Consider the following 25,514-nt stretch of genomic DNA (forward strand, 5'->3'; position numbering starts at 1 on the left):
TGAGTTCCCAGCATAGTGAAAGCGATTCGCCGGCATTCTGGAGAGAGCAGGAGATGCTCCTTCTCCAACAAATAATGAGCCTCGTAGGCAAAGGGCTATCGCCGGACGTCATTCTTCGTGAAACGCTCCATCTGATGTCCGAACTCCTCGGGCTGAACCGTGGGCGCATCGTGCTTCTGGACGATGCCGCGACTGACAGTTGCAGGATCCAATATGCGTATGGCCTCAAGCCGGAAGAAATCGAACGGGGGCACTACAAGGTCGGTGAAGGCATAACAGGGCATGTACTGCGCCATGGCCAGTTGACGATCGTGCAGGACATCGATCGAGACGATGTCTTTCTTGCGCGGGCGGTTACACGAGACCGCCTTCCGCCGGGGCCCGTGTCGTTTATCGCGCTCCCCATCCGAATTGAAGATCGAAGCGTCGGCGTCCTGGCGTGCCATCGAATTCGTGTCCGCAATCGCGCATTATCGAGCGACGTGTCTATTTTGCGGATCTTGTCGACACTGGCTGGCCACCTCCTTCATCTTGATTCGATGATGAAGGCAAAGACTCGCGCACTCGAAGAGCAAAACGAGATGTTGATGCACGCGCTTGAGCATGAGAGCGCGAAGTACGGAATCGTGGGAACTTCGCCTGCGCTGCTTAAAGCGATCTCGGAGCTGGAGCGCGTCTCGGATGCATCGGCAAGTGTCTTGCTGCTCGGCGAGTCAGGCACCGGCAAGGAGCTGTTCGCCAGAGCACTGCACTTGTCGGGTCAACGCCGTGATAAGCCGTTCATAAAGGTGAACTGTGCAGCCATCCCCGACACGCTTTTCGAATCCGAATTGTTTGGCTACGAGCGGGGCGCGTTTACGGGTGCGACGGGTGTGCGAGAGGGACTTTTCGAACAGGCGTCTTCGGGGACGATCTTCCTTGACGAAATTGGCGAGCTGCCGCTCACGTTGCAGGGAAAGCTGCTTCGGACATTGCAGGAGGGAACGATAACCCGGCTGGGTGGGAAGCGTGAAATCAAGGTGGACGTCAGACTTGTAGCGGCGACGAACAGAAGCCTGGAAACAGATGTTTCGAACGGCCTGTTCAGACAGGATCTCTACTACCGACTCAACGTTATTCCCATTCGTCTTCCGTCGTTAGCCGAGCGCAAAGGTGACATTCGCGCTTTGGCATTGCATTTTCTCAGCCGTACAAACCAGGCAAACCAGCGCAACGTCAATCTTGCGCCCGATGCAATCGCAAGGCTCGAGGACCACCAATGGCCTGGCAATATCCGCGAACTCTCGAATTTTATCGAACGCGTCGTGCTGCTCGCCGACAGGCCAATACTCCATTCGGAAGATGTTGAACGGTTTCTACCCGCAGCGGAACCGGCGCCACTGTTTGAGACTCCCGGCTCCACCCTGCAGCAGAGGGTTCAAATTCCGGAAGGGGTGCGTCAGTACATGGCGAACGACTCACATTCGGAAGATGAACTGCGTCAGGCATTGCGCTTGGCTGGCGGCAACAAGTCGCGCGCAGCGCAACGGCTCGGGTTGACGACGCGTCAGTTCTCGTATCGCTGGCAGAAAATCTGCGGCTAGATGCGACCGACAATGTTCAACAAATTGTCGACATTGTAAACAATTTGGGATTGGGTGCTCATTGGGCTTGCAGCGTGGTCGGCCATAAAAAATATAAGGAATACAGCACCCTATAGATTTTTACACCCCCTGGCACGGTCTTTGCATTGATGGACGTGCGATCTCGCAGATCGTTTCATCCGCCTCATATGCCACGTCTGTCACCAGGAGAATTACCTTGAGTACCGAAACCGTCACCACCTACCTGCGCCCCATCGACCGCGAAGGCCTTTTGAAGTTTGCCGCCGCCGGCCGTGAAAATCCCGAGCGCAAGGGCAGCAACAAGGTCCATACGGTCATGCAGGGGCAGTTCCGCTCGTGGAGCTATGTCGGCACCCACAACCCGGTCGTCGTGGACGAGCCGGTCCATCTCTTCGGTGAAAACACGGTGCCTGCGCCGGGCGAGATCGCGCTCTCGGCGCTGGGCGGTTGCCTGAGCGTCGGCATTACGGCGGTGGCGACCTACCGCCAAGTCAAGCTTTCGCGTCTCGAAATCTTCCTGGAAGCCGACATCGGCAATACCGCCGCGTGGGGCGCTGGTGGCGCCGAACGTCAACCCGCGCAAATGGGCTTCCAGGAAATTCGTGTGAAGGTCCTCATCGAGGGCGACGCCACGCGCGAAGCACTGGACGACATCGTCAAGCACGCCAGTCACTACTCGCCCGTTGCAAACACCATGCGCAATCCCGTCCCGTTCAGCATCGCGCTCGCGGAGTAAGCCGCCGCACGCTCCATCACACTGAATAACGGGAGTATCGCATCATGAAAGCGGTTGAATTTCCTGGCGACCGGATCGATTCGACGTGGACCGATTCCCACGTCATGGCAAACGTGACGGCCATCTCCGACGGCCCGCTCGCGCAAGCCGCGCATCGTATCGATGAGGGCCATTACCCGCTCGAAATCCTGGGGTCGCTCGGCGCCGCAGGTGCATTCGGCGCGCACCTCGAGCGAGGCGGTCGTAGGGTTGGCCTGGCGCTGGACGCTATGCGCGCGGTGAGTCGCCGTTGTGGATCAACAGGCTTTCTCACATGGGCACATGACGTCTGTGGGCTTTACATGGAGCAATCCGGAAATCCTGCGCTGACTGGCGAACTGCTCGATGATCACACGATGGGGCGTACCTTCGGAGGTACGGCGCTTTCGAACCCGATGAAAGCAATTGCCGGCATCGAAAAGATGCTGCTACGCGCAGTGAAGGTGTCCGGCGGCTATCACGTTAGCGGCGCGCTGCCGTGGGTAAGCCATATCGCGCCGGGACATTACTGCGGCGCCATGGCAGGCGTGTTCCGCGACGATGGCTCGGTGTCGCACGAGATTATGTTCCTGCTGAAGCTGACGCCCGAGGTCGTATTGCGCCAATGCCCCGAATTTTCGGGCATGGAAGGAACCAGCACCTGGGGCGTGCGCCTCGACAATTACTTTGTCGACGACGCCGCAATGATCGCGGATCCTGCTCGTCCTCTCATTGCGAAGATACGCGCTGTATTTGTGTTGCTGCAAGCCGGAATGGCAATGGGCATTGCACAGGGCAGTATCGACTCTATCCGCGAAGTCGAGCCAGTCCTTGGTCACGTCAACCAATTTCTGGAGGACGGTCCGGCCGAGCTTCAAGCGGAGTATGACGAGCTGGGGAGTCGCGTCGCCAAGCTCGCGCAAACGCCATACGACGGCAGCAAAGACTATCTACTTCATGTGCTGGATGCACGCGTACAAGGCGCGCAACTGGCACTGCGTGCCGCGAATTCTGCGCTTATGCATCAGGGTGCGCGCGGCTACCTTATGAGCGCTGCGCCGCAACGCCGTATTCGTGAGGCTCAGTTCGTCGCGATCGTAACGCCTGCCATCAAGCACCTGCGTTGGGAGATGGCTCGTCTGTCGAAAGAGGAGATCCCCGAATGAGCACCCCGACGAATTTGCCGTGGCGGCAATTCCTCTGTCGCGCCTGCGGCTTGATTTACGACGAGGCATTGGGCGACCCCGATAGCGGGCTTGAACCGGGGACGAGATTTGAGGACATTCCGGAGGACTGGGCTTGTCCGCTCTGTGGCGTTGTAAAGGCAGATTTCGAGCCTTACGAACCGTTGGAGTGCACTGCACGCTCGGACGATGTCGCGGTCGTTGCGCCGACACGTGAGCTCGGCGTCGTGATCGTGGGCGGTGGCATTGCCGGTTGGAGCGCAGCAGAGGCGTTGCGTGCGCTCGACCCCGCCGTACCTATTACGCTCGTGACCGCATGCAACGGCGACAGATACCTCAAGCCCGAACTGTCCGTCGCGCTCGGGCGCAACCTAAAGCCTGCCGATCTGGTTCGGGAGTCCGCCGCCAATGCAGCGCGGCGCCTTAATGTGCGTCTGATGACGGAAACGTTTGTCGTCGGCATTTCTCCGTCCATCAAACAGGTACGTACCACGCGAGGCGCAATTCGCTATACGAAGCTCGCGATCGCGCAGGGCGCGCGCCCTGCACTACCGGAGCAGATGCCGGCCTCCCTATGTTGGCGTGTCAATGATTTGGCGGGATGGTCGGGGATTCACGCACGCCTGGATGGCGCGAAAAAGACCGTTGCGATCGTCGGTGCCGGGATGATTGGGTGCGAACTCGCGGAGGATTTTGCGCGTGCAGGCCATGCCGTGTCGCTTATCGATGTCAACCCCGGCCCGCTGGCCAGTCTGGTTCCGGCGGTCGTCTCTGACAGGCTGCTGACGGGCCTACAGGATGCAGGTGTCAGATTCTTGGGAGGGCGTCGCATCGAGAGGATCGAGAAAGCGGAAAACGGCCAAAGGACCATTCAAATGCAAGGCAGCGAGCAAATTCGCGTTGACGAAGTCGTCGCTGCGACGGGGCTCGTCACTGAGACCCGCCTCGCGAAAATGGCCGGGCTTGCGTTTGATCGAGGCATCGTTATCGATCCGCACACGATGCAGACAAGCATCGAAGACATTTATGCGATTGGCGATTGCATCAGCGTTGCCGGCGTGCCGTGCCGATTCATCGAGCCGATCGCGCGGCAAGCGGGGGCGCTTTCGCATCACGTGCTCAACCGCGAGCATGCCGGCTATGTTCACAGCACGCCGCTGATTCGCCTGAAAACGAAGGCATTCCCCATCGTTATCCACGGCGTCCCGAGCCCCAAGGGTACATGGGGTGCTCCCGATGATCGAGATGGTCAGATTCGGATTGAGCAACGCCTCGATGGTCGAGTCATTGCCCGCCTCGAAGCGGGCTTCACGCAGCAGCGGCTAGTCGCTTGAATGCCTTGCCGCCCGTGGGGCGGCCAACCCGAGTCCGGATCAAACCAGGTGCGTCGAACATGAAAGATGAAAATCCGTATCGTCCGTATAGCCCAGACCACTCGCTGGAGCGCTGCTCATGTGGCAGGCACGCCAGTCAGGACGAACACGATGCCCGCAGCGGCGTTGTAGCTCACCGCCCAGTGCACGATGAAGACGTCCAGTCGCGTCATTTCCTCGAAATGGCGGCTGTCAGGGCGCTGTTCCCCCACGACGCGCTGCGCCGGCGATTCCTTCGTACGGTCGGCATCAACGCCGCGCGTGCCGCCATTGCCAGCGTGCTCCCATTGGCCGACCTTCAGGCGATGGCGGAAGAAAGGCGTCCTCTGGAGAAGAAGGACCTGAAAATAGGTTTCATCCCGATCAACTGTGCCACACCGCTGATCATGGCGGATCCCATGGGCTTTTATCGGGAGCAGGGTCTCAACGTCTCGCTTCGCAAGACGGCCGGTTGGGCGCTGGTTCGAGACCAAATGCTTAATCACGAGCTCGACGCGTCGCATTTCCTGGCACCGATGCCGCTCGCCATTTCCATGGGGCTGGGGTCTTCCGCCCAGCCCATGCGAGTTGCGGCAATTCAGAACGTTAACGGTCAGGCAATCACATTGGCGCTGAAGCATAAGGACAACCGGGACCCGAAGCACTGGAAGGGCTTCAAGTTCGCCATTCCGTTCGAGTATTCCATGCACAACTTCCTGCTCCGCTACTACCTGGCAGAGCATGGACTGGACCCCGACCGTGATGTTCAGCTCCGCGTGACTCCGCCTGCGGAAATGATCGCCAATCTGAGGGCCGGCAACATCGATGGGTTCCTCGGACCGGATCCCTTCAATCAACGCGCTGTGTATGACCAGGTGGGTTTCATTCACATCTTGTCGCGCGACATTTGGGACGGGCACCCGTGCTGTGCGTTCGGTGTAGCGCAGGGGTTCATTGACCAGAACCCGAACACATTCGTGGCGTTATACCGTGCGTTGCTGAAGGCGTCCGCGAGCGCTCACAAGTTAGAGAACCGTCCAGCGATCGCGCGCGCCATCGCGACGCCAAACTATCTGAACCAGCCGGAATCGGTCATTCTGCAGGCGCTCAATGGCCACTACGCCGATGGGCTCGGAAATGTGCGTGATCAGGCAGATCGCACGGATTTTCAACCGCTTCCGTGGTACTCGATGGCCACCTGGATGCTCACGCAAATGCAGCGATGGGGCTACATCAAGAAGCAAATTTCCTACGACGACCTTGCCAAGAAGGTGTTCTTGCTTACGGATGCGAGTGCGCAAATGAAGGCCCTGGGGCAGGAAGTCGACCACGATGCGTTGGCTGGCGGGATGCGGAAATTCTCAGTGATGGGCCGTGAATACGACCCTGCCAACCCGGCCAACTACCTTGCAAGTTTTGCGATCAGGCGGACCTGATTCAGAGGATATGAGATGAAGTCTTCAATTCGATTGCAAGCTGCACTGGTGTCACTCGCCATGGTTGCGATTTTTCTCGTTTGCTGGCAATTCGCGACAACGGCGGGGAAGCAGGCTCAGCACGCGCCCATGACAGCGGAGCAAAAAGAGTATGCACAGTTGATGGGGCAGACGCCCGACGACCCATCGTCGGAGCCGAAGAACGACGGTTTCCCCACACCCGCACAGTTCTTTGCTGTCGCAGCGCAGAACCTCGCGCACCCATTTTACGATCATGGTCCCAATGACAAAGGAATCGGCATTCAGTTGGGCCATTCGCTTCTGCGTGTCGCTGGCGGCTACCTACTCGCCGTCGTCGTGTCGATCCCTTTGGGCTTCTTGATTGGCATGTCTCCGCTGCTATATCGCGCTTTTGATCCATTCATTCAGTTGCTCAAGCCGATCTCTCCGCTCGCGTGGATGCCAATCGCGCTATACACGATCAAGGACGCCTCTGTCTCTGCAATTTTCGTGATTTTCATCTGCTCGCTATGGCCGATGCTGATCAATACCGCGTTCGGCGTGGCGAACGTAAGACGTGAGTGGCTAAACGTTGCCCGCACTCTCGAAGTCTCGCCGTTGCGCAAGGCGATGCAGATTGTCTTGCCCGCCGCTGCGCCAACCATCATCACCGGCATGCGCATCTCGATGGGGATTGCGTGGCTTGTCATCGTGGCTGCTGAGATGTTGGTCGGGGGAACGGGCGTCGGCTATTTCCTGTGGAACCAGTGGAACAATCTTTCGCTGACAAATGTCCTGTTTGCGGTGCTCGTCATCGGCGTGGTTGGGATGCTGCTTGATCAACTTTTTGCCCGCCTGCAAAGGAAGGTGACCTATGCAGAGTAATGACAATCGTGCCGCAAGCGGCAGTGCTTTCATTGAGGTCGACAACCTCTCGAAGCGCTATCGCGCCGATCTTCCGCCGGTCTTCGAAGACGTGACATTCAAGATTGATCGTGGCGAGTTCATTTGCGTAATTGGTCACTCCGGCTGCGGAAAGAGCACGATTTTGAACGTACTCGGAGGGCTTGAGCAGGCGAGCGGCGGCGGTGCCGTCATGGGCGGGAGAGAGATTGCAGGCCCGAGCCTCGATCGCGGGGTCGTGTTCCAAGGTCATGCGTTGCTACCCTGGCTCACCGCGAAGCAGAACGTCGAATTCGCCGTTCGCTCCCGGTATCCGGATTGGACGCGCCAGCAAATCGAAGAGTGCGCAATGCGCTTCCTCGATATGGTCGGCCTCACGCGCGCGATCGACAAAAAGCCATCGGAGCTATCGGGTGGCATGCGCCAACGCGTGGGGATCGCTCGTGCATTCTCCGTCGCACCCAAGATGCTTCTGATGGACGAGCCGTTCGGGGCACTCGATGCGCTCACGCGTGGTGTGATCCAGGATGAACTTCTGCGCATCTGCCTGGCGACGCATCAGACCGTTTTCATGATCACGCACGATGTCGACGAAGCGATCTTACTTGCTGATCGAATCTTCTTGATGAGTAACGGGCCGCGAGCACGCCTTGCAGAAATTGTGGTGAATACGATGCCACGGGAGCGAACGCGAGAGACGCTTGTCCACGATCCTCAGTTCTACCGGATTCGAAACTATCTTATCGATTTTCTGGTGAGACGCTCCGCCACGATTCAACAGGATATTGAACACGGTCGTGAAACGCATCAAACGACGCAAATTGTTCGTCCAGGCTTATCTCAGGACAACGTTACGGAGCTTGATCAAGGCCGCGCGCTCCGCATGGGCAATACGGCTTAATTTTCCAGTGGTAGTTTTTTCGAGGATAGTCACATGATTTCGAGTCGCACGCAGGTTACCGAGATGATCGTCTCGGCGAAGGTTCGCAAGGGCCTCAAGTGGGCAGATGTTGCGGAAAAAGTCGGCATGGCCAAGGAGTGGACGACTGCCGCATGCCTCGGTCAAATGCAGTTGAGCCGGGAGCAGGCTGCCGTCGTCGGTGAGATCTTCGAGCTTTCCGACGAGGCCATCGCATGGCTGCAGATCGTTCCGTATAAGGGCTCACTGCCGACGGCGGTTCCGACGGACCCGCTGATCTACCGCTGGTACGAGTTGGTGAACGTCTATGGCACGACCATCAAGGAACTGATCCACGAAGAATTCGGCGACGGCATCATGAGTGCAATCGACTTCTCGATGGACATTCAGCGTCAGGCGGACGCGAAGGGCGACCGCGTCAACGTGGTGCTTTCCGGCAAATTCCTGCCGTACAAGTCCTACTGACCGGCTGGCAGGGAGGCCTATGACGCTCATCGGGGCCATCTAAGGCCTGGCCATTGGCGCCGTGCCCGGCCTGACTGAAACTGGCGCGTGATGGCCGGGCACAACGTGCGCAATCGACGCTGCGACAAAGCGAAGTCCACGAAGTGAATTTTGCGGAGCAGATGGTATTTTGCGGAACAAAAATACGGCGGATTTCCGGAACGCAAAATCGCTGAAAGCCTTGTGGCGGAAAGCAGCCGGAGTCGAACCGACCTGGGAGCGGCTGACGCCCCCAACCGGGTTTGAAGCCCGGCCGCATCACCGGATACGGATGCCTTCCTTCGGACAACGTAATGTGACTAAATAAATCGTCATGCACGGGCTCAAGCATCGCTTGAATCACCTGAGCTCGACATCCTGACTACTTTACGCCGCGCCCCATTCCGCCCCGGGGCGCCGCACATGCCAATCGCCAACGCGGCGAGTATATCCCGCACGATCGAAGAACTCCAGAATCTGGATCGCACGCTTGCGTCCCAAGCCCGTCGCGTCGCGAAACGCGCCCGCTTCGACCTTGCCGCCCGCGTCGGCGATCATGCCGGCGAGCGTCTGGACACTCGCGTCGTCGAAAAAAAGATCCTTGACGATCTGATGCACTCGTCCCTGTCTCGCAAGCTTGCGCAAGACCGTGCGCACCCGCTCTTCGGGCACGCTCAACGCACGGCCCATATCCCTTACCCAAGGCGGATCGAAGCGGCCCTGCGCCAGCAGCGGCGTCAACGCCTCGGCCAACGCACTCTCCGCGTCCGTCATCTCCACGCGGTGCGTCGGCAGATGCCACCACGCCCCGGTACGCGCCAGCGCCCCGTCGCGCAACATGGCCTGCACCACGACGCGCCAACGCCACGCGTCCAGCGACGGCCACGTCATGCGGCCCAGCCGCGCCGCATCGAGTCCCGGCTCGTCCGGCAGGCGCGCATGATAGTCGCGAAGCACATCGAGCACGCGCGTGCGCACGGCGTCCCACGCCTGAGGGGCGAACGCGAGCGACTCGCCCTCCGCCCCCGCCAGCACCACCGCGTTCGCCGGCCACTGCCACTGCCCCGCCGGCAATCCGGTGAGCGCTACGACCCGCGCGCTCGTCAATCCAAACGCAGACTGCGCAAGCAGCGCATCCAGTCCTTCACCGTCGAGAGAGCGCGCCACCGCGTCGAGCCACGCCAACCGTGTCGCCGAACGCCGCTTGCGCTCCGGCGCCGCCGGGTCGAGCACCCGCCCGCCACCCACCGTTGCCGTCGCCTGCGGATTGCGCACGATGAAGCGGTCGCCCGGCATCGTGCACACTGGCGCGTCGAAAACCAATTGCACGCGCATCGTGCCACCCGGTGCCAGCGTGTCCCCCTCCAGCAGTACCGTGCGCGCCTGCCCATGCGTCGTGCCGAGATGCACATGCAGCGGAAACCACTGCGTGAGTGGCGCACCGTCTTCAAGCCAGCGCAGTTCGACATCCACATGCGTCGACGGCCCCGGCAAACCCGCCGCCACGATCCAGTTGCCCCGCCGAAGCTGGTCGCGCTCCACCCCGGCCAGATTCAGCGCACAACGCTCCCCGGCGCGCCCCGCTTCCACCGGACGGTTCTGCGCATGCACGCTGCGCACGCGCACCGGCAGTCCCTGCGGCATCACGGTAAGGTTGTCCCCCACGCGCACCGTGCCCGCGAACGCCGTGCCGGTCACGACCGTGCCATGGCCTGCCAGCGTGAAGACACGATCGACGGCGAGACGAAACAATGCGTCCTCGCGACGCGTCGCATTGCCTGACGTGTGCAATGCCTGCGCCGCCTGCGTCAGTTGCTCACGAAGCGCCGCCACGCCCGTGTCGCCCGGCGTCGTCGCTGACACCGGCACCGTCTCGGCCGCGGCGAACGGCGTGTTCGCAAGCCATTGCGAAATCTCCTGGGTCACAGCGGCCAGCCGCGCCGCGTCGACGCGATCCGCTTTCGATAGCGCGACCACACCACGCCTCACCCCCAGCATCGAAAGAATGGCGAGATGCTCGCGCGTCTGCGGCATGATGCCGTCGTCCGCCGCAATCACGAGCAGCGCGAAATCAATGCCGACGGCCCCCGCGGCCATCGTGTGAATCAGCTTTTCATGGCCGGGAACATCGATGAATCCCAACACCTCGCCATCCGGCAATGGGGTGTAGGCGTACCCCAATTCGATGGAAATGCCGCGCGCCTTTTCTTCTTTCAGACGGTCGGTGTCGACCCCGGTCAACGCGCGAACGAGACTCGTCTTGCCATGATCGATGTGACCGGCGGTGCCCACGATCATGTGCGTAGCTCCACGAACTGCAACGCCAGACGCGCTTCGTCAGTCGCTTCGAGACATCGCAGATCGAGCCATAGCGTCTGATCGGCAATCCGGCCGATCACCGGATACGGCAGCGCGCGCAACGCGGCTTCGAGCGCTGCCAGCGCACGTCCGCTGCCGCGTTTGCTGCCGCCCGCAGGCATGATCGTCAAGCCATAACTCGGCAACTGCTCGACCGGTAGCGCGCCGCTGCCGATCTGGCTCACCATCGGCGCGGCGCTCACGGTATAGGCATCGCCCAGCGACTGCGCGAGCACCGGCGCCAGACGCTGCGCCTGCGCCATCATGTCGGCGCGCGTTCGCGTGAGCAACCGCAACGTGGTGAGCCGCTCGGCCAGATGATCGGGATCGCGATACAGACGCAACACCGGCTCCAGCGCCGCAAGCGTGAGCTTGCCCACGCGCAGCGCTCGCTTGAGCGGATGTTTCTTGATCCTCGCGATGAGATCCTTGCGCCCGACGATCATGCCCGCTTGCGGACCGCCCAGCAGCTTGTCGCCGGAGAACGTCACGAGATCGGCGCCGGCGGCAATCGTCTCCTGCACGGTGGTCTCGTGCGGCAGCCCCCAGCGCTCCAGCGGCGTCAGCGTGCCGCTGCCGAGATCGACCGCCACCGGCACGCTGTGCGGCTTCGCAATCTGCACGACCTCGGCAACGTCAACGCTCTTGGTAAAGCCGGTGACCGCGTAATTGCTGCAATGGACCTTCATCAGCAATGCCGTCTTCTCGCCGATGGCATTGCCGTAGTCGGCCGCATGCGTACGGTTGGTCGTGCCCACTTCGACAAGTTTCGCGCCAGCATGCGTCATGATGTCGGGAATCCGAAACGCACCGCCGATTTCCACCAGCTCACCGCGTGACACCACGACGTCGCGGCGCTTCGCAAGCGTCGCCAGCATCAGCAGCACCGCCGCCGCGTTGTTGTTCACCACGGTTGCCGCCTCGCCGCCCGTCAACTCGCACAGCAAGGGCGCGACGAGATCGTCGCGGTCGCCGCGTCCGCCCGTTGCAAGATCGAATTCGAGGTTGGCCGGCGCCGTGAGCGCTTGCATGACCGCTTCCACGGCGACCTCGGGCAGCAACGCCCGCCCAAGGTTCGTGTGCAGCACGGTGCCGGTGAGATTGAAGACCGGACGCAGCGCCGCCCGGTTGCGCTCGGTCAACGCACGCGTCACGCGCGCCCCGAAGGCAGCCGGGACCAGCGTGTCGTGTGTAAGCGTGCCCGCAAGCGCCGCCGCGCGGCACGCGTCGAGATCGCGACGCAACGCGTCGGTCACCTGCGTGCGACCGAAGTCGGCCAACGCTGCCTGAAAGTCGGGCATCCCCAGCAGCCGGTCTAGCGACGGGAGATCCGCCGCCCCCGCAAACTCAAGATCGTGCTCGGCCATCCGCACCCCCGCAATTCCCTACGCCGTTTCGGTGTTCTGCCAGAGCAACGGATTGCCGTTGGCGCGCGCGTACCCCGCTTCGCCCATCAGAACGTCGAGGGCCAGGCTCGCGAGATCGTCGGCAACCGGCTCCACGAAAGGATCCTTGTCCTGGTAGAAGATCTTGCGATAGCTATGACAGTCGTCGCACGACTCTGCCCGGATCGGGGATGACGCCACGCGCTTGGCCGCGTCGTCGAGCGCCGGACGACCATCGGCACCCCTGAGAACCTCCCCTTCGACATGTGCCGCCTGCAGGTCCGCCCCCGATGCCGCCGCATCCCCGGTTCTGTCGAGCACGTGATAAGCGACATGCTGGCTCGCTTCACAATGCGTGCATTTCACGCGAACCATATGCCACTCGGTCGAGCACAGCCCGCACGCGAGATAACGATAGCCCTCATGCGCCCCGCCAATGCGCACGACGCTCGCCACCGGCAGCGTGCCGCACATGGGACAGACGTTGGGGACGTCGAGCATCGGCACGTCCCCAGCGTCGAACGTGCTTGCCACGCCCGTCCAGAGCACTTGCAGCGCCGCCGTCAGGAACGGCGCGCTGGCGGCATCGACGCCCTTGCCATGCCCGGCGAGCAACGATTGCGCCGCCGAGTCGAGCGCGGCCGGACTGGAGGCACGAACGCGTTCAAGCACAGCGCGTACCGGCGCGGGCAAGTCCGGCAGTGCCGACATGGCATCGAGCAACCGGGCGAGCAGCGGCTGCCATCGGCCCGCGTCGTATCCCCCGCTCGCGGGCACGAGCGGCATGCAGTGCAATTGCGCCTGCTCGATCGACTCGGCCGTCGGACGCTCCGCCTGAAAAGCGTCGAGCACGCGCTGCTGCGCGTCGACCAGCGAGGCCATGAGGCGCAGGTAGTCGCCGAGTGGATGGCCGTCGGCCAGTTGACGCAATCGTGCCGCGCGCGCCGAGAAAACTTCGGCGCGTTGCGGCATGCGTAGACGGGGGATGGCGGTCCGATCGAGCGACTCGATCTGTCCGGGTTCAAGGATGCGTTGCAAGGTAGCCGGCCTCGTAAGAGCGCCCGGCCACCGGGGCCGGACTCATTTGTTGAGCTGCTTGTACCAGGCGCGATGGTGCTTCCACGCCCAGCCGCGGGTGACGGTGCCGCGCGTCATCGCGCGTACGGAACCCTTGATCCAGATCGCGGCATAGATGTGCGTAATGATGCCGCAAATCAAGACGAATGCACACACCGCGTGTACGTCGGAAGCCAGACGAATTAGCCCGATCGGGAAGTAGAACGCGAAGTAGGCGCGCCAGATCACGATGCCCGAGAGCAACAGCCCGATCATGCACAACACCATCACGTAGAAAAGCAGCTTCTGGCCGGCGTTGTAGCGCCCGACTTCCGGCAGATTCTCTTCACGATTGTTCAGCACGTCGCCAATTTTCTTCATCCACTCGGTGTCTCGCGATTCGAACCGGTTGTAGCGCGCGAGCCGCAGGGCGAGGCACACGAAGGTGACGAACATCACCAGGCCGACAAAGGGATGCAGAATCCGTGTCCACGATCCACCACCGAACAGCGTGGCCAGCCAGAACATCGACGGATGGAACAGCGCCAGCCCGGACAGTGCGAGCAGAATGAACGTGCCCGCGACAATCCAGTGGTTAATGCGCTGCCCGGCACTGTAGCGCTCGATCAGATCGTCGTTGCCCGCCTGACGATCACTGCGTTCGTTCGACATGGTCAGACCTCCTCGTGCGTGGCGGCGCTCTTCTGGCCATCGGGACCGTTACCCTTTCGGGATGCGTCGTAGCGGCGGGCCGCCGCCTCATCGTCCTCGGTCGTCTCGTTCGGACCGGTCTTGATGTAGTGGAAGAACCCGGCGAGCGCCGTCAGCGCCATGGCGGCCACGCCCAGCGGCTTGGCGATGCCCTTCCAGAGCGTCACCATCGGACTGATGCGCGGATTGTCCGGCAGACCGTGATACAGCGACGGCTTGTCGGCATGATGAAGCACGTACATCACGTGCGTGCCGCCCACCCCCGCCGGATCGTACAGCCCGGCGTTCTCGAAACCCCGTGACTTCAGGTCTTCGATGCGCTCGGCCGCCTGATCTTTCATGGCGTCCTTGGTGCCGAACAGGATCGCGCCGGTCGGGCACGTCTTCACGCACGCCGGCTCCAGCCCCACCGACACCCGGTCGGAACACAAGGTGCATTTGTACGCCTTGTGATCCTTCTGCGAAATACGCGGGATGTTGAACGGGCAGCCGGTGATGCAGTACCCGCAGCCGATGCAAGCCTCTTCGTGGAAGTCGACGATGCCGTTGGCGTATTGCACGATGGCCCCCGGCGACGGGCATGCCTTCAGGCAGCCCGGGTCTTCGCAATGCATGCAGCCGTCCTTGCGGATCAGCCACTCGAGGTCGCCCTTCGGGTTCTCGTACTCGGTGAAACGCATAAGCGTCCACGAATCCGCCGTCAGGTCTGCGGGGTTGTCGTACACGCCGACGTTCGTGCCGACCTCGTCGCGCAAGTCGTTCCACTCCATGCACGCCGTCTGGCAAGCCTTGCAGCCGATGCATTTCGACGTGTCGATGAGCTTGGCGACCTCGCCCGTGTACGACTCGCGCACCGAGGGCGATGGCAGGGTGGTGGCCGAGCGCCGTTTGATATCCAGTGATTGCAATGCCATGGCGCCCCCTTATGCCTTCTCGACTTTCACCAGGAACGACTTGAACTCGGGTGTTTGCGAATTCGCGTCGCCCACGATCGGCGTCAGCGTATTCGCGAGGAACCCGGGTTTGGTCAGCCCCTTGAAGCCCCAGTGAATCGGAATGCCCACGTGGTGAATCATCTTGCCGTCCACCTTGAGCGCACGAATGCGCTTGGTCACGACCGCCTTCGCCCTGATGACGCCGCGATTGGACGAAACCTTGACCATGTCGCCCGACGCAATGCCGATCTCCTTTGCGAGCGCTTCGCCGATCTCGACGAACTGCTCGGGCTGAATGATCGAGTTGAGCAACGCGTGCTTGGTCCAGTAGTGGAAGTGCTCGGTCAGACGGTAAGTCGTCCCCACATAAGGGAACTTGTCGACCGTGCCCATCTTGGCCAGATCGTCCGGGAACACGCGGGCGCCCGGATTGCTCGTGGCCGCCGGCTGCTTCGGATGCAGCGGGTTGTACCCGAGCGGCGTCTCGAACGGCTCATAGTGCTCGGGGAATGGCCCTTCCGCCATGCTCGCCTTCGCGAAGAAGCGCCCCACGCCCTCGGAGTTCATGATGAACGGACTCATGCCGAGCGCCGGATCCTCGTCGACCTTGTAGTCCGGTACGTCAGCGCCCGTCCAGGCTTTACCGTTCCACCACACGAGCTTGCGCTTCGGATCGAACGGCTTGCCCTCAAGGTCGGCAGACGCGCGGTTATATAGAATGCGACGGTTCGCGGGCCACGACCACGCCCAGTTCAGTGTCTGCCCGATGCCGGTCGGATCGCTGTTGTCGCGGCGTGCCATCTGGTTACCCGCTTGCGTCCACGCGCCGGCAAAGATCCAGCAGCCCGACGACGTACTGCCGTCGTCCTTCAACTCGGCGAAGCCCGCCAGTTGCTCTCCGGCCTTGCGAGTGACCTTGCTCGGATCCTTCGGATCGACGAGGTCCTTGAGCGCACGACCGTTATACTCCTTGGCGAGTTCTTCGGGAGATGGGCTCTCCGGCCGGGCGTACGGCCACGACAGGTTGACAATCGGATCGGGGAATTTGCCGCCCTGCGTCTTGTACATCTCGCGCAGACGCAGGAACAGCCCCGTCATGATCTCGATGTCCGTGCGCGCCTCACCCGGCGGCTCGCCCCCCTTCCAGTGCCATTGCAGCCAGCGCCCCGAGTTGACCAGCGCGCCGTCTTCCTCGGCGAAGCACGTTGTCGGCAGGCGGAACACCTCCGTCTGAATCTTGCTGGAATCCACGTTGTTGTGCTCGCCGAAGTTCCGCCAGAACTCCGACGTCTCCGTGGCCAGCGGGTCCATGACGACCAGGAACTTGAGCTTGGCGAGCGCCTGATCCCACTTGAACTTGCCCGGTCCCGCCGCGAGCGGGTTGAAGCCCTGCGCGATGTAGCCGGTCATCTTGCCCTGGTTCATGAGCTCGAGCACCTGCAGCATGTCGTATGGCTTGTCGAGCTTGGGCAGATAATCGTAGCCCCAGTGGTTCTCGGGCTTTGCGGCATCGCCCCACCACGCCTTCATCAGGCTTACATAGAACTTCGGATAGTTTTGCCAGTAACTGAGCTGGTTCGGGCGCAGCGGCTTTTGCGTGCGCGCCGCCAGATACTGCTCGGCGGTCTGCTCAGCCTGCTTGGGCAACGTCAGATAGCCCGGCAGCAAGTCGGTCATCAGCCCGAGGTCAGTCAACCCCTGGATATTCGAGTGCCCGCGCAGCGCGTTCATGCCACCACCGGCCACGCCAATATTGCCCAGCAAAAGTTGCACCATCGCGCCGGTGCGGATCATCTGCGAGCCGATCGAATGCTGCGTCCAGCCCAGCGCGTACATGATGGTCATCGTGCGCGTCGGCGTGGAACACTCGGCGATCAACTGGTAGACATGCTGGATCTTCTCGGCCGGCGTGCCGCACACGCGCTCGACCATCTCAAGGGTGTAGCGCGAGTAGTGCTGCTTCATCAACTGGAACACCGTACGCGGGTGTTGCAGCGTCGGGTCCGTGACGACGTAGCCATCCGCCCCCTTCTGGTAGTCCCAGGAGCTGCGGTCGTAAGTGCGCTTCTCGGCGTTGTAACCCGAGTAGATACCGTCTTCGAACGCGAATTCGTCTTTCACGAGGAACGTGAAATCGGTGTAATTCTTGACGTATTCGTGCTGGATCTTGTCGTTCGTGAGCAGGTAATTGATCAGCCCGCCCAGGAAGACGATATCCGTGCCGGAACGAATCGGCGCGTAGACATCGGCGACCGATGCCGAACGGTTGAAGCGCGGGTCGACCACGATCAGGCGCGCATTGTTGTGCGCCTTCGCCTCAGTCACCCATTTGAAACCGCATGGGTGCGCTTCGGCGGCGTTGCCGCCCATGATGAGGACCAGATCCGCGTTCTTGATGTCGACCCAATGGTTCGTCATCGCACCACGGCCAAACGTCGGGGCAAGACCTGCCACCGTCGGGCCGTGTCAGACACGTGCCTGGTTGTCGAATCCCAGCATCCCGGTACTGCGGATGACTTTGTGCGTGATATAGCCGACTTCGTTACTCGACGCCGAGGCGGCCAGCATGCCCGTCGTGACCCAGCGATTAACCGTCAGGCCGTCGTCCGTCTTCTCGACAAAGTTGGCATCGCGGTCGTCCTTCATCAGCTTGGCGATGCGATCGAGCGCATCGTCCCAGGACATCCGCTCCCACTTGTCCGATCCCGGCTTGCGGTATTCCGGATGCGTGAGGCGGTTCGGGCTGTGGATGAAGTCGATGAGGCTCGCCCCCTTCGGACACAACGTGCCGCGATTGACCGGATGGTCGGGGTCGCCTTCAATGTGGAAGATGCTTTTCCGCGCGTTTTTCGCTCCGTCGCCGTAGCTATACATCAGCACGCCGCAGGCCACGGAACAGTACGGACAGGTGTTGCGGGTCTCCGTCGCACGCGCCAGCTTGAACTGACGGACTTCCGCCAGCGCCGCGTCGGGCGCGAACCCGAGCATTGCCAGGCTGGACCCGGCCAATGTTGCGCCACTCACTTTCAGGAACTGGCGCCTCGACATATTCAGCATGGGGGAAATCTCCTCAAATATTCGAAAACTTTGCGGGAGTCCGTTGAGTATAGAGCAAACCATTGCGGTTTTCCGTGACTCAGCACAAACCATGCCGAATGTTGCGCTGCAGCGCACAATGCAGGAACTTCCTCGACAATTTGGTATTCTGAGCGTCACTTTGGTCACCGTCCCCGGGAATGAACCCCTTGCCCCCTGAAGATGACGTGACAAACCTGATGGCATGCCCGAACTGCGACACGCTGCACCGTCGCACAGACGTGCCCCCGCGCGAGGCGGCCCGCTGCGTACGCTGTCACTCGGTGCTTTACCGCGCCCCCGACCTGCGCCTGTCGCGCGTGCTGGCGCTCACGCTGACTTGCCTGATCGTGTTCGCCATCGCGAACGCGTTTCCCATCGTCGAGATCGAGGTGCAGGGCATCTACACGCGCACCACGCTCATCGGCGCCGCCTGGGCGCTGTATCGCGAAGGCATGTGGCTCGTCGCCTTGCTGGTCTTCACCACCACGGTGCTCTCGCCCCTGTCGCAATTGCTCGCACTGGTCCATCTGATCGGCCCGCTCTCGGTCGGGCGGCGCCCGTACGCCGTCTTCCATGTGATGCGCGCGATCGAGTTCTGCCGGCCCTGGGGCATGATCGAAGTGTTCATGCTCGGCGTCCTGGTATCGGTGGTCAAACTCTCGTCCATGGCCAGCGTGTTGCCCGGCATCGCGTTATGGGCCTTCGGGGCGCTCACGGTGTTGCTGGCAATGGTGTTGTCTTACGACCTGCGCAATCTCTGGCTCGTGATCGACCACGCACCGGATGCGGACGCGCCCGACGCCTCGCCATCGCGCACGGTGCCACGATGAAATACCTCACCGCCAAAGACGCCGGACTGGTCGCGTGCACCGCCTGCGGACGGCTTTCGCGCTATGTCAAAACGCTCGAGACCGCGCGCTGCCCGCGCTGTGGCGCAGCCCTGCATCAACGCAAGATAGACAGCCTCACGCGCACCTGGGCCTTGCTGATCGCGGCCGCGATCCTGTACATTCCCGCCAACGTCCTGCCCATGATGCAGACGCGCTCGCTGCTCGGGAATTCCAGTGACACGATCATGAGCGGGGTGATCTATTTCTGGGTCAGCGGCGAGTACGATCTGGCCATCGTCGTCTTTACGGCGAGCATTCTCGTGCCGATGCTCAAGCTTATTGCGCTGTCGCTGCTATGCCTCACCGCGCAGCGCGGCGCCCGTTGGAACCCGCATCAACGCACCAAGCTTTACCACATGATCGAGTTTATCGGCCGCTGGTCGATGCTCGATGTCTTCGTCGTCGCGCTAATGGTCGCGCTCGTGAACATTCAGTCGCTGGCCGTGATCCAGGCCGGTCCCGGCATCGTGGCGTTCGGCGCGGTGGTCGTGCTCACGATGCTCGCCTCGATGCAGTTCGACCCGCGGTTGATCTGGGATCAGATCCGCGACGACGATACCGAACAGGACGATCATGACTGACCCGAAAGATCCCCAAGCCCCCAACGCCGCGCCGCCGCCCGGCGCCGGCGAGCTGCCCACGCCGGTCATCGAGCCGCGCAAACGCTGGGCGCCGTCGCTCGTCTGGCTCATTCCGCTGGTGGCCGCCGTGATCGGCCTGTCGCTCGTCGCCAAGGCGATCATCGAGCGGGGCCCCAGCGTCGTTATCGATTTCAAGACGGCCGAAGGCCTCGAAGCCGGGAAGACGAAGGTCAAGTACAAGGAAGTCGATATCGGCACCGTCAAGAATATCGAGCTGTCCGACGACCTGTCGCACGTGCGCGTGACGGTCGACCTCACGCAGAACGCCAAGCGGTTCGCGGTCAAGGATTCGCGTTGGTGGGTGGTGCGACCGCGCGTGGCCGGCGGCAGCGTCTCCGGCCTGTCGACGCTGCTCTCGGGCGCCTATATCGGCGCCGATGCCGGCAAGTCGAAGGAATCGTCGGAGCATTTCGTGGGCCTCGAAGTGCCGCCGGTCGTCTCCAGCGGCCAGCCGGGCAAGCCCTTCGTGCTGCATGCGGCCGACATCGGCTCGCTCGACATCGGCTCGCCGATCTACTACCGCCGCATTCAGGTCGGCCAGGTCGAAGCCTTCGCGCTCGACCCGGACGGCAAGGGCGTGACGCTGCGCGTGTTCGTCCAGGCCCCTTATGACCAGTATGTCGGCTCCAACACGCGCTTCTGGCATGCGAGCGGCATCGACTTGCGGCTCGATTCGAGCGGCTTTCAGGTCAATACGCAATCGCTGGCGTCGGTGGTCATCGGCGGCATCGCCTTCCAGGCACCGAACGAGTCGGGCGCCGGCGTGATGGCCAAGGCAGGGCAGGAATTCCGCCTGGCCCCTGATGAAACCACCGCCATGAAGGCCCCTGACACGCATCCGATGACGGTCGTGTTCCGCTTCCAGCAGTCGCTGCGTGGTTTGGCGGTGGGTGCGCCGGTGGATTTCCGCGGCATCACGCTGGGTGAAGTGACGTCGATCGGCGTGGAATTCGACCAGGCGACCAAGCAGATCAACATGCCGGTGACGGTCGAAGTCTATCCGGATCGTCTGCGCCGCCGCGATCCGAAGAACAACCTGCCGCCGGACGAACTTGCCAGCCGCCAGATTCTGAATTCGCTCGTGGCGCGCGGTCTGCGCGGTCAATTACGCACCGGCAATCTGCTGACGGGCCAGTTGTACGTGGCGCTCGACTTCTTCCCGAACGCCAAGCCCGCCCGCGCCGAGGAAGTCGACAACGTGGTCGTCATGCCGACGGTGCCCAACACGCTCGACCAGTTGCAGCTCCAGATTGCCGACATCGCGACCAAGCTCGACAAGATTCCGTTCGACAGCATTGGTCAGAATCTCGATTCGTCACTGCGCAAGCTCGACAAAACACTCGACAGCGCGCAGGGCCTGTTCCGCCAGCTCGACGGCGAAATTGCGCCCGAGGCGAAGGCCACGCTGAGCGAGGCGAAGAAGAGCTTCGGCGCTGCCGAGCGCACCCTCTCCGAAGACGCCCCGGTGCAGCAGGACGTTCGCCAGGCCATGCAGGAACTGACAAAGACCCTGCGCTCGCTGGGCACGCTGGCCGATTATCTGCAGCAGCATCCCGAGGCGCTGCTGCGCGGCAAACCCAAGGATCCGCAACCATGACGAGGCCGCCCGACATGACCCGTAGCCCGCGCCGCCGCGCGAAGCCGTTGGCCGGCGCCGTGCTCGCCGCCCTTGCCTTGACGCTCGCCGGTTGCGCATCGCCGCCGTCGCGCTTCTACACACTGACCGACGGCACGGGAACGCCCACGGGCAGCGCCGCCACGAGTGGCGCCAACGCACCGGCGGCACGCTATGCGGTCGAAGTCTCGCCGGTCGCCGTGCCTGAGCAGGTCGACCGGCCGCAGATCGTTGTCACGCGGGGTGGCGGTCACGTCGACATTCTGGAGGAATCGCGCTGGGCCGCCCCGCTAAAGACCGAGCTGACGTCGGCGATCTCACGCAATCTCACACAGCATCTCGGCGCAATGGACGTCTATGGCCTGCCCCGCGCGGACGGCCTGACCGTGTATCGCGTCTCGACGTCGGTGCAGCGCTTCGAGTCGGTGCCGGGTGAGCAGGCTGCGCTTACGGCCGTGTGGAGCGTTCGCCGGGTGCCGGGCGACGTCGTACTCACTTGCCGCTTTGCGAGCACCGCGCCCGCTTCGGTGGGCGCGGATGGCATCGATGGAGTTGTTGCGGCGCAACGCCAGCTCGTTGACCGGCTGGCGTTGGGCATCGGCAACGCCATTGCCACAAGCGCGCAGGGCGCCACGCCGCACTGCGAGCGCTGAACGCCGTGTCGCGGGCGCGCGCAAGCCCCGGGAAATCCCGACACGCGTGAACACGATTACGCATTGCGCAAACGAATGCAGGATGTTTAATATGTTCGAGATTAAGCGACCCCGGTCATCCGACGGCGGGTCGTCACAACGCGAACATAGGAGACACGCCATGCCTAGCCTTACCGGCCACTTGCGCCGTGCGATTGCCGTCGCCGCTTCGTTCACCCTTACCGCGCTGGGCCCCGCCGTCTGCGCCGCCCAACCCGCCGCGGGCGGCATTTCAGACGGCGTCGTGAAGATCGGTGTGCTCACCGATCTGTCCGGTGTGTCGAGCGACAATGCGGGCAAAGGCAGCGTGGTCGCCGCCACCATGGCGATCGACGACTTCGCGCGCGATCACAAGGTGCTCGGCGCGCCGATCGCATTGATCTCGGCAGACTCTCAGGGCAAGACCGACACCGGCGCCACGATCGCCCGCGAGTGGTACGACCGCGACAAGGTCGACATGATCACCGACCTGACATTCTCGAACGTCGCGCTCGCCGTCGACCGTATCGCCGAGGAAAAGAAGAAGATCGCGCTGGTGACCGGCGCGGGTTCGTCCGCGATCAGCAATGAACAATGCACGGCGCACAGCGTGCAATGGATGTACGACACCTACGCGCTCGCGAATTCGACGTCGCAGGCGCTGCTTCGCCGGGGCCTCAAGTCGTGGTACTTCATTACCGCCGACTATGCATTCGGCCAGGCGCTGGAGAAGGACGCAAGCGAGATTCTCGCGCGCCAGGGCGGTAAGGTCGTGGGCTCGGTGAAGCACCCGGTGAACTCGCCCGATATGTCGTCGTACCTGCTGCGCGCGCAAACGTCCGGGGCGCAGGTGATCGCGCTGGCGAATTCGGGCACGGACACGCTCAACACCGTCAAACAGGCGTCGCAGTTCAACATGATCCAGGGCGGCAAGCAGGTCTTCACGCCGCTGTTGTCCCTGATCACGGAAGTGCACGGCATGGGCCTGAAGAACGCGCAGGGCATGATCCTCACCAACGGTTTCTATTGGGACCAGGATGAGCGCTCGCGCGCCTTCGCCCAGCGCTTCTATGCGCAGCACAAGAAGATGCCGACCATGATGCAGGCCGCCGTCTATTCCGCCGTGCTCAATTACCTGAAGGCGATTCAGGCGGCGGGCACGGATGACGCCGACGCCGTCATGGCCAAGCTCAAGTCGATGAAGATCGACGATCCGGTGATCCGCAACGGCCACATTCGCGCCGACGGCAAGCTGGTGCACGACATGCTGCTGGTGCAGGTCAAGGCGCCGGCCGAATCAAAGTCGGCGTGGGATCTGTACAAGATCCTGGAGACGATTCCGGCCGACAAGGCGTTTGCCCCGTTGGCCGACTCGAAGTGTGCGCTGGTAAAGAAGTAACCCGCGCGCTCAATGCCTGAGATCGGTGGCGGACGCCTGTCGCGCCTCGCCACCGGCTTGGGCGGTCCCCGCCGCCGGATCTTCCACGCGGCGGAAAATCAGCGCCGACGCGAGCGTAATCAGCCCGACACATACGAACGTCAGTCGAAACCCCGCCACCGTACCGCCCATACCGCCCTCGCCTGCCTGCCCGGCCAACTGACCGAACAGTGCCAGTAACTGGCCGCCGATGGTCACGCCCAGTCCCAACGCAAGCATCTGTGCCATCGAGAACAGGCCGTTGCCCGCGCTCGCGCGACGCGTGCCAAGATCCTTCAGGGTGACGCTGTTCATCGCGGCGAACTGCATCGAGTTCGCGCCGCCGAAGATCGCCAGTTGCCCCAGGCCCAGCCATATCGGCCACCCCGGGCCGAACAGCGCGAAGCTCGCGATGGCACCGCCGACCACCGCCGTGTTGACCATCAGAAAACGCGTGTAGCCGTAGCGCTCCACCAGCGGCGTGACCATGCGCTTGACCACCACGCCCGCCAGGGCGACCGGCAACATCATCAGGCCCGACGCGAGAGGGCTGTACCCCATGGCCACCTGAAGCAGCAGCGGCAACAGGAAAGGCACGGCGCTGCTGCCAATCCGCGCGACGAGATTGCCCAGCAGCCCCAGGCGGAAACTCCGCGTAGCGAACAGTTCGAGCGGAAACAGCGGCGCGACGCGAAGCCGCGCATACGGCCAATATCCCAGCGTCGTGACGACGCAAAGCAGCGCCAACCCCACGGACACGCCCCATCCCCTGTCGGAGAACGGGTGATCGAGCGCCAGTGTGAAAGACACCATCGCCATCGAAAGCAGCGCGAAACCTGCCCAGTCGAAACTGGCATCCATGCCCTCGTCGCGCACTGGGCGCGGCAAGTAGCGCCGCACCGCCAGACTGCCGACGATGCCGATCGGCACGTTGATCAGGAAGATCCAATGCCACGAGGCAACCTGCACCAGCCAGCCACCCAGCACCGGGCCGATCATCGGACCGACCTGCCCGGCAATCGATACGAACGCGAGCGCCGCCAGATATTGCCCCGCCGGGAAGGTGCGCAGCACCGCGAGACGCCCGATCGGCAGGAGCATCGAGCCGCCCGCCCCCTGCAATACGCGCGCGAGCACCAGTTGCGTCATCGTGTGCGCCATCGCACAGCAGATCGAGCCGAGCACGAACAACAGAATCGCGACGAAGTAGACGCGCCGCGTGCCGAACCGGTCCGCCAGCCAGCCCGATGCCGGGGTCAGCATGGCCATCGTCAGGGAGTACGAGACGACCACCGGCTGCATGCGCAGCGGGTTCTCGCCGAGGCTCGCCGCCATCGCCGGCAGTGCCGTATTGACGATGGTCGTATCGAGCGCCTGCATGAAAAAGCCCGCCGCTACGATCCACAGCAGCGCGGTGAGTGTCTTGTCTTGCGTCATGCGGCGTGGTGACGAGACACGGTGGTCAACCCTGTCTCTCAATAGAATTAAGCGAAAGCAGAATTCTAGCCTGCTTCGGACGGGCTGACCGACGCCGATGTGTCCGGACGGCCATGAACGTCCCACGTCACCGACGCAATGATAACGACTCAGGCAGTGGTATTGACGCGCGTGCCGGTGGTCTTGGTCGGATCCATCAACGCCTGAATCTGGGCCTGAATCGACATGGCCTGCGCCGACAGCGCGGTCGTTTGCTGGAGCTTCTGCTCGGGCGGGAGGGCGTTGTCGTTGCGCACGGCATCCAGTTGCGCCATCACCTTGGCGAGCATCTGCTTGAGCTTCGCGATGGTCTGGGAGACGATCGGGCTGACGCCACCGCTTCCGCTTGCGTCCGAGGCGCTCCCCGCGATCGCCTGGCCGGTGCGCTTGGCGCTGTTGTTCGCGTCGCGCAGGTCGGAGACGCGCTGGGTGTCGATGTTGCTCGTGCCGGTGCTGTCCGCCGTGTTGGCTGTGCCAACGTCGGCGGTGCCTGCGCTCGACGTCTGCGCCTTGTCCGCCTGCTGTTGCTGGATATGCGCCTGCCAGACGTCGAGCAGACTGGACGTCGCACTGCCCTGGATGGGAATGATCGTGGCCATGAAGAGGGGGGACTCCGCGTAAGCAAGAAAATAAAGCAAGGATACGA

At 62.5% G+C, this 25,514-nt stretch carries 21 protein-coding genes and 1 tRNA gene; 13 read left to right on the plus strand and 9 right to left on the minus strand.

Annotation, left to right across the window (positions count from 1 at the left end; all coding sequences use genetic code 11):
- The first annotated feature begins 53 nt into the window (after window positions 1-53).
- From PCE31107_RS22105 to cynS, 8 genes are all read left to right on the plus strand, one after another.
- Entirely contained in the window at window positions 54-1,583 is a 1,530-nt protein-coding gene (locus tag PCE31107_RS22105; protein ID WP_217425224.1) for a sigma-54 interaction domain-containing protein, read from the plus strand.
- Between the two features lie 217 nt (window positions 1,584-1,800).
- Complete coding sequence (locus PCE31107_RS22110; protein ID WP_150610672.1) at window positions 1,801-2,340, plus strand: OsmC family protein; 540 nt, start codon at window positions 1,801-1,803, stop codon at window positions 2,338-2,340.
- 44 nt (window positions 2,341-2,384) lie between these two features.
- A complete protein-coding gene (locus tag PCE31107_RS22115) occupies window positions 2,385-3,524 on the plus strand; it encodes an acyl-CoA dehydrogenase family protein (protein ID WP_150610673.1) in 1,140 nt (379 codons plus the stop codon).
- A complete protein-coding gene (locus PCE31107_RS22120; RefSeq protein ID WP_150610674.1) occupies window positions 3,521-4,876 on the plus strand; it encodes an FAD-dependent oxidoreductase in 1,356 nt (451 codons plus the stop codon). The genes PCE31107_RS22115 and PCE31107_RS22120 overlap by 4 nt, the downstream gene beginning before the upstream one ends.
- A gap of 59 nt (window positions 4,877-4,935) precedes the next feature.
- Complete coding sequence (locus tag PCE31107_RS22125; RefSeq protein ID WP_150610675.1) at window positions 4,936-6,330, plus strand: CmpA/NrtA family ABC transporter substrate-binding protein; 1,395 nt, start codon at window positions 4,936-4,938, stop codon at window positions 6,328-6,330.
- A 15-nt stretch (window positions 6,331-6,345) separates the two neighbouring features.
- Complete coding sequence (gene ntrB / locus PCE31107_RS22130; protein WP_150610676.1) at window positions 6,346-7,215, plus strand: nitrate ABC transporter permease; 870 nt, start codon at window positions 6,346-6,348, stop codon at window positions 7,213-7,215.
- On the plus strand, window positions 7,205-8,134 hold the full coding sequence (locus tag PCE31107_RS22135) for an ABC transporter ATP-binding protein (RefSeq protein ID WP_130025412.1): 930 nt from the start codon (window positions 7,205-7,207) through the stop codon (window positions 8,132-8,134). Before ntrB ends, PCE31107_RS22135 begins: the two co-directional genes overlap by 11 nt.
- A 33-nt stretch (window positions 8,135-8,167) precedes the next feature.
- A complete protein-coding gene (gene cynS / locus PCE31107_RS22140) occupies window positions 8,168-8,617 on the plus strand; it encodes a cyanase (RefSeq protein WP_130025411.1) in 450 nt (149 codons plus the stop codon).
- Between the two features lie 223 nt (window positions 8,618-8,840).
- Here the strand turns inward: cynS and PCE31107_RS22145 are convergent.
- The 7 genes from PCE31107_RS22145 to fdnG form a co-directional block, all read right to left on the minus strand.
- Window positions 8,841-8,936: transfer RNA gene (locus tag PCE31107_RS22145), tRNA-Sec, on the minus strand.
- Between the two features lie 86 nt (window positions 8,937-9,022).
- Entirely contained in the window at window positions 9,023-10,933 is a 1,911-nt protein-coding gene (selB, locus tag PCE31107_RS22150; RefSeq protein ID WP_150610677.1) for a selenocysteine-specific translation elongation factor, read from the minus strand.
- Window positions 10,930-12,360 (minus strand): L-seryl-tRNA(Sec) selenium transferase, encoded by a 1,431-nt coding sequence (gene selA / locus PCE31107_RS22155; RefSeq protein WP_150610678.1) that lies wholly within the window; start codon window positions 12,358-12,360, stop codon window positions 10,930-10,932. Before selA ends, selB begins: the two co-directional genes overlap by 4 nt.
- 18 nt (window positions 12,361-12,378) lie before the next feature.
- A complete protein-coding gene (fdhE, locus tag PCE31107_RS22160; RefSeq protein WP_150610693.1) occupies window positions 12,379-13,407 on the minus strand; it encodes a formate dehydrogenase accessory protein FdhE in 1,029 nt (342 codons plus the stop codon).
- Window positions 13,408-13,458: 51 nt separating this feature from the next.
- Window positions 13,459-14,106: a formate dehydrogenase subunit gamma gene (locus tag PCE31107_RS22165; protein ID WP_150610679.1), complete on the minus strand. Its 648-nt coding sequence runs from the start codon at window positions 14,104-14,106 to the stop codon at window positions 13,459-13,461.
- Window positions 14,107-14,108: 2 nt separating this feature from the next.
- Window positions 14,109-15,059: a formate dehydrogenase subunit beta gene (fdxH, locus tag PCE31107_RS22170; protein ID WP_150610680.1), complete on the minus strand. Its 951-nt coding sequence runs from the start codon at window positions 15,057-15,059 to the stop codon at window positions 14,109-14,111.
- A gap of 9 nt (window positions 15,060-15,068) precedes the next feature.
- The gene (gene fdnG, locus PCE31107_RS22175) at window positions 15,069-18,137 is read right to left on the minus strand and encodes a formate dehydrogenase-N subunit alpha (RefSeq protein WP_150610681.1); all 3,069 of its coding nucleotides are present in this window, start codon (window positions 18,135-18,137) and stop codon (window positions 15,069-15,071) included.
- Window positions 18,138-18,343: 206 nt separating this feature from the next.
- On the opposite strand from fdnG, the gene PCE31107_RS22180 reads away from it, so the two are divergent.
- The 5 genes from PCE31107_RS22180 (at window position 18,344) to PCE31107_RS22200 (ending at window position 23,374) form a co-directional block, all read left to right on the plus strand.
- Window positions 18,344-18,988 carry a paraquat-inducible protein A gene (locus tag PCE31107_RS22180; protein ID WP_246181938.1) on the plus strand — a complete coding sequence of 215 codons (645 nt, stop codon included), beginning with the start codon at window positions 18,344-18,346 and terminating at the stop codon, window positions 18,986-18,988.
- Window positions 18,985-19,629 (plus strand): paraquat-inducible protein A, encoded by a 645-nt coding sequence (locus PCE31107_RS22185; protein WP_150610682.1) that lies wholly within the window; start codon window positions 18,985-18,987, stop codon window positions 19,627-19,629. The genes PCE31107_RS22180 and PCE31107_RS22185 overlap by 4 nt, the downstream gene beginning before the upstream one ends.
- Complete coding sequence (locus tag PCE31107_RS22190) at window positions 19,622-21,286, plus strand: PqiB family protein (protein WP_130025402.1); 1,665 nt, start codon at window positions 19,622-19,624, stop codon at window positions 21,284-21,286. Before PCE31107_RS22185 ends, PCE31107_RS22190 begins: the two co-directional genes overlap by 8 nt.
- A gap of 14 nt (window positions 21,287-21,300) precedes the next feature.
- Complete coding sequence (locus PCE31107_RS22195; protein ID WP_174966757.1) at window positions 21,301-21,957, plus strand: PqiC family protein; 657 nt, start codon at window positions 21,301-21,303, stop codon at window positions 21,955-21,957.
- 160 nt (window positions 21,958-22,117) lie between these two features.
- Window positions 22,118-23,374, plus strand: a complete 1,257-nt coding sequence (locus tag PCE31107_RS22200) for an ABC transporter substrate-binding protein (RefSeq protein ID WP_150610684.1) — start codon at window positions 22,118-22,120, stop codon at window positions 23,372-23,374.
- Between the two features lie 9 nt (window positions 23,375-23,383).
- On the opposite strand, the gene mdtD is transcribed toward PCE31107_RS22200, so the two are convergent.
- Complete coding sequence (gene mdtD, locus PCE31107_RS22205) at window positions 23,384-24,829, minus strand: multidrug transporter subunit MdtD (protein ID WP_130025400.1); 1,446 nt, start codon at window positions 24,827-24,829, stop codon at window positions 23,384-23,386.
- Between the two features lie 149 nt (window positions 24,830-24,978).
- Complete coding sequence (locus tag PCE31107_RS22210; RefSeq protein WP_150610685.1) at window positions 24,979-25,467, minus strand: FlxA-like family protein; 489 nt, start codon at window positions 25,465-25,467, stop codon at window positions 24,979-24,981.
- Between the last annotated feature and the right edge of the window lie 47 nt (window positions 25,468-25,514).

This window comes from Pandoraea cepalis (genome assembly GCF_902459625.1).
In the GTDB taxonomy this organism is placed as follows: Bacteria; Pseudomonadota; Gammaproteobacteria; order Burkholderiales; family Burkholderiaceae; genus Pandoraea; species Pandoraea cepalis.

What these genes read in the sequence shown, in the direction of transcription:
- PCE31107_RS22105 (WP_217425224.1), top strand. Translation starts at nt 54, where the DNA reads ATGCTCCTTCTCCAACAAATAATGAGCCTCGTAGGCAAAGGGCTATCG.
- PCE31107_RS22115 (WP_150610673.1), top strand. Translation starts at nt 2,385, where the DNA reads ATGAAAGCGGTTGAATTTCCTGGCGACCGGATCGATTCGACGTGGACC.
- PCE31107_RS22120 (WP_150610674.1), top strand. Translation starts at nt 3,521, where the DNA reads ATGAGCACCCCGACGAATTTGCCGTGGCGGCAATTCCTCTGTCGCGCC.
- PCE31107_RS22125 (WP_150610675.1), top strand. Translation starts at nt 4,936, where the DNA reads ATGAAAGATGAAAATCCGTATCGTCCGTATAGCCCAGACCACTCGCTG.
- ntrB (WP_150610676.1), top strand. Translation starts at nt 6,346, where the DNA reads ATGAAGTCTTCAATTCGATTGCAAGCTGCACTGGTGTCACTCGCCATG.
- PCE31107_RS22135 (WP_130025412.1), top strand. Translation starts at nt 7,205, where the DNA reads ATGCAGAGTAATGACAATCGTGCCGCAAGCGGCAGTGCTTTCATTGAG.
- cynS (WP_130025411.1), top strand. Translation starts at nt 8,168, where the DNA reads ATGATTTCGAGTCGCACGCAGGTTACCGAGATGATCGTCTCGGCGAAG.
- selB (WP_150610677.1), bottom strand. Translation starts at nt 10,933, where the DNA reads ATGATCGTGGGCACCGCCGGTCACATCGATCATGGCAAGACGAGTCTC.
- selA (WP_150610678.1), bottom strand. Translation starts at nt 12,360, where the DNA reads ATGGCCGAGCACGATCTTGAGTTTGCGGGGGCGGCGGATCTCCCGTCG.
- PCE31107_RS22165 (WP_150610679.1), bottom strand. Translation starts at nt 14,106, where the DNA reads ATGTCGAACGAACGCAGTGATCGTCAGGCGGGCAACGACGATCTGATC.
- fdxH (WP_150610680.1), bottom strand. Translation starts at nt 15,059, where the DNA reads ATGGCATTGCAATCACTGGATATCAAACGGCGCTCGGCCACCACCCTG.
- PCE31107_RS22185 (WP_150610682.1), top strand. Translation starts at nt 18,985, where the DNA reads ATGAAATACCTCACCGCCAAAGACGCCGGACTGGTCGCGTGCACCGCC.
- PCE31107_RS22190 (WP_130025402.1), top strand. Translation starts at nt 19,622, where the DNA reads ATGACTGACCCGAAAGATCCCCAAGCCCCCAACGCCGCGCCGCCGCCC.
- PCE31107_RS22195 (WP_174966757.1), top strand. Translation starts at nt 21,301, where the DNA reads ATGACCCGTAGCCCGCGCCGCCGCGCGAAGCCGTTGGCCGGCGCCGTG.
- PCE31107_RS22200 (WP_150610684.1), top strand. Translation starts at nt 22,118, where the DNA reads ATGCCTAGCCTTACCGGCCACTTGCGCCGTGCGATTGCCGTCGCCGCT.
- mdtD (WP_130025400.1), bottom strand. Translation starts at nt 24,829, where the DNA reads ATGACGCAAGACAAGACACTCACCGCGCTGCTGTGGATCGTAGCGGCG.
- PCE31107_RS22210 (WP_150610685.1), bottom strand. Translation starts at nt 25,467, where the DNA reads ATGGCCACGATCATTCCCATCCAGGGCAGTGCGACGTCCAGTCTGCTC.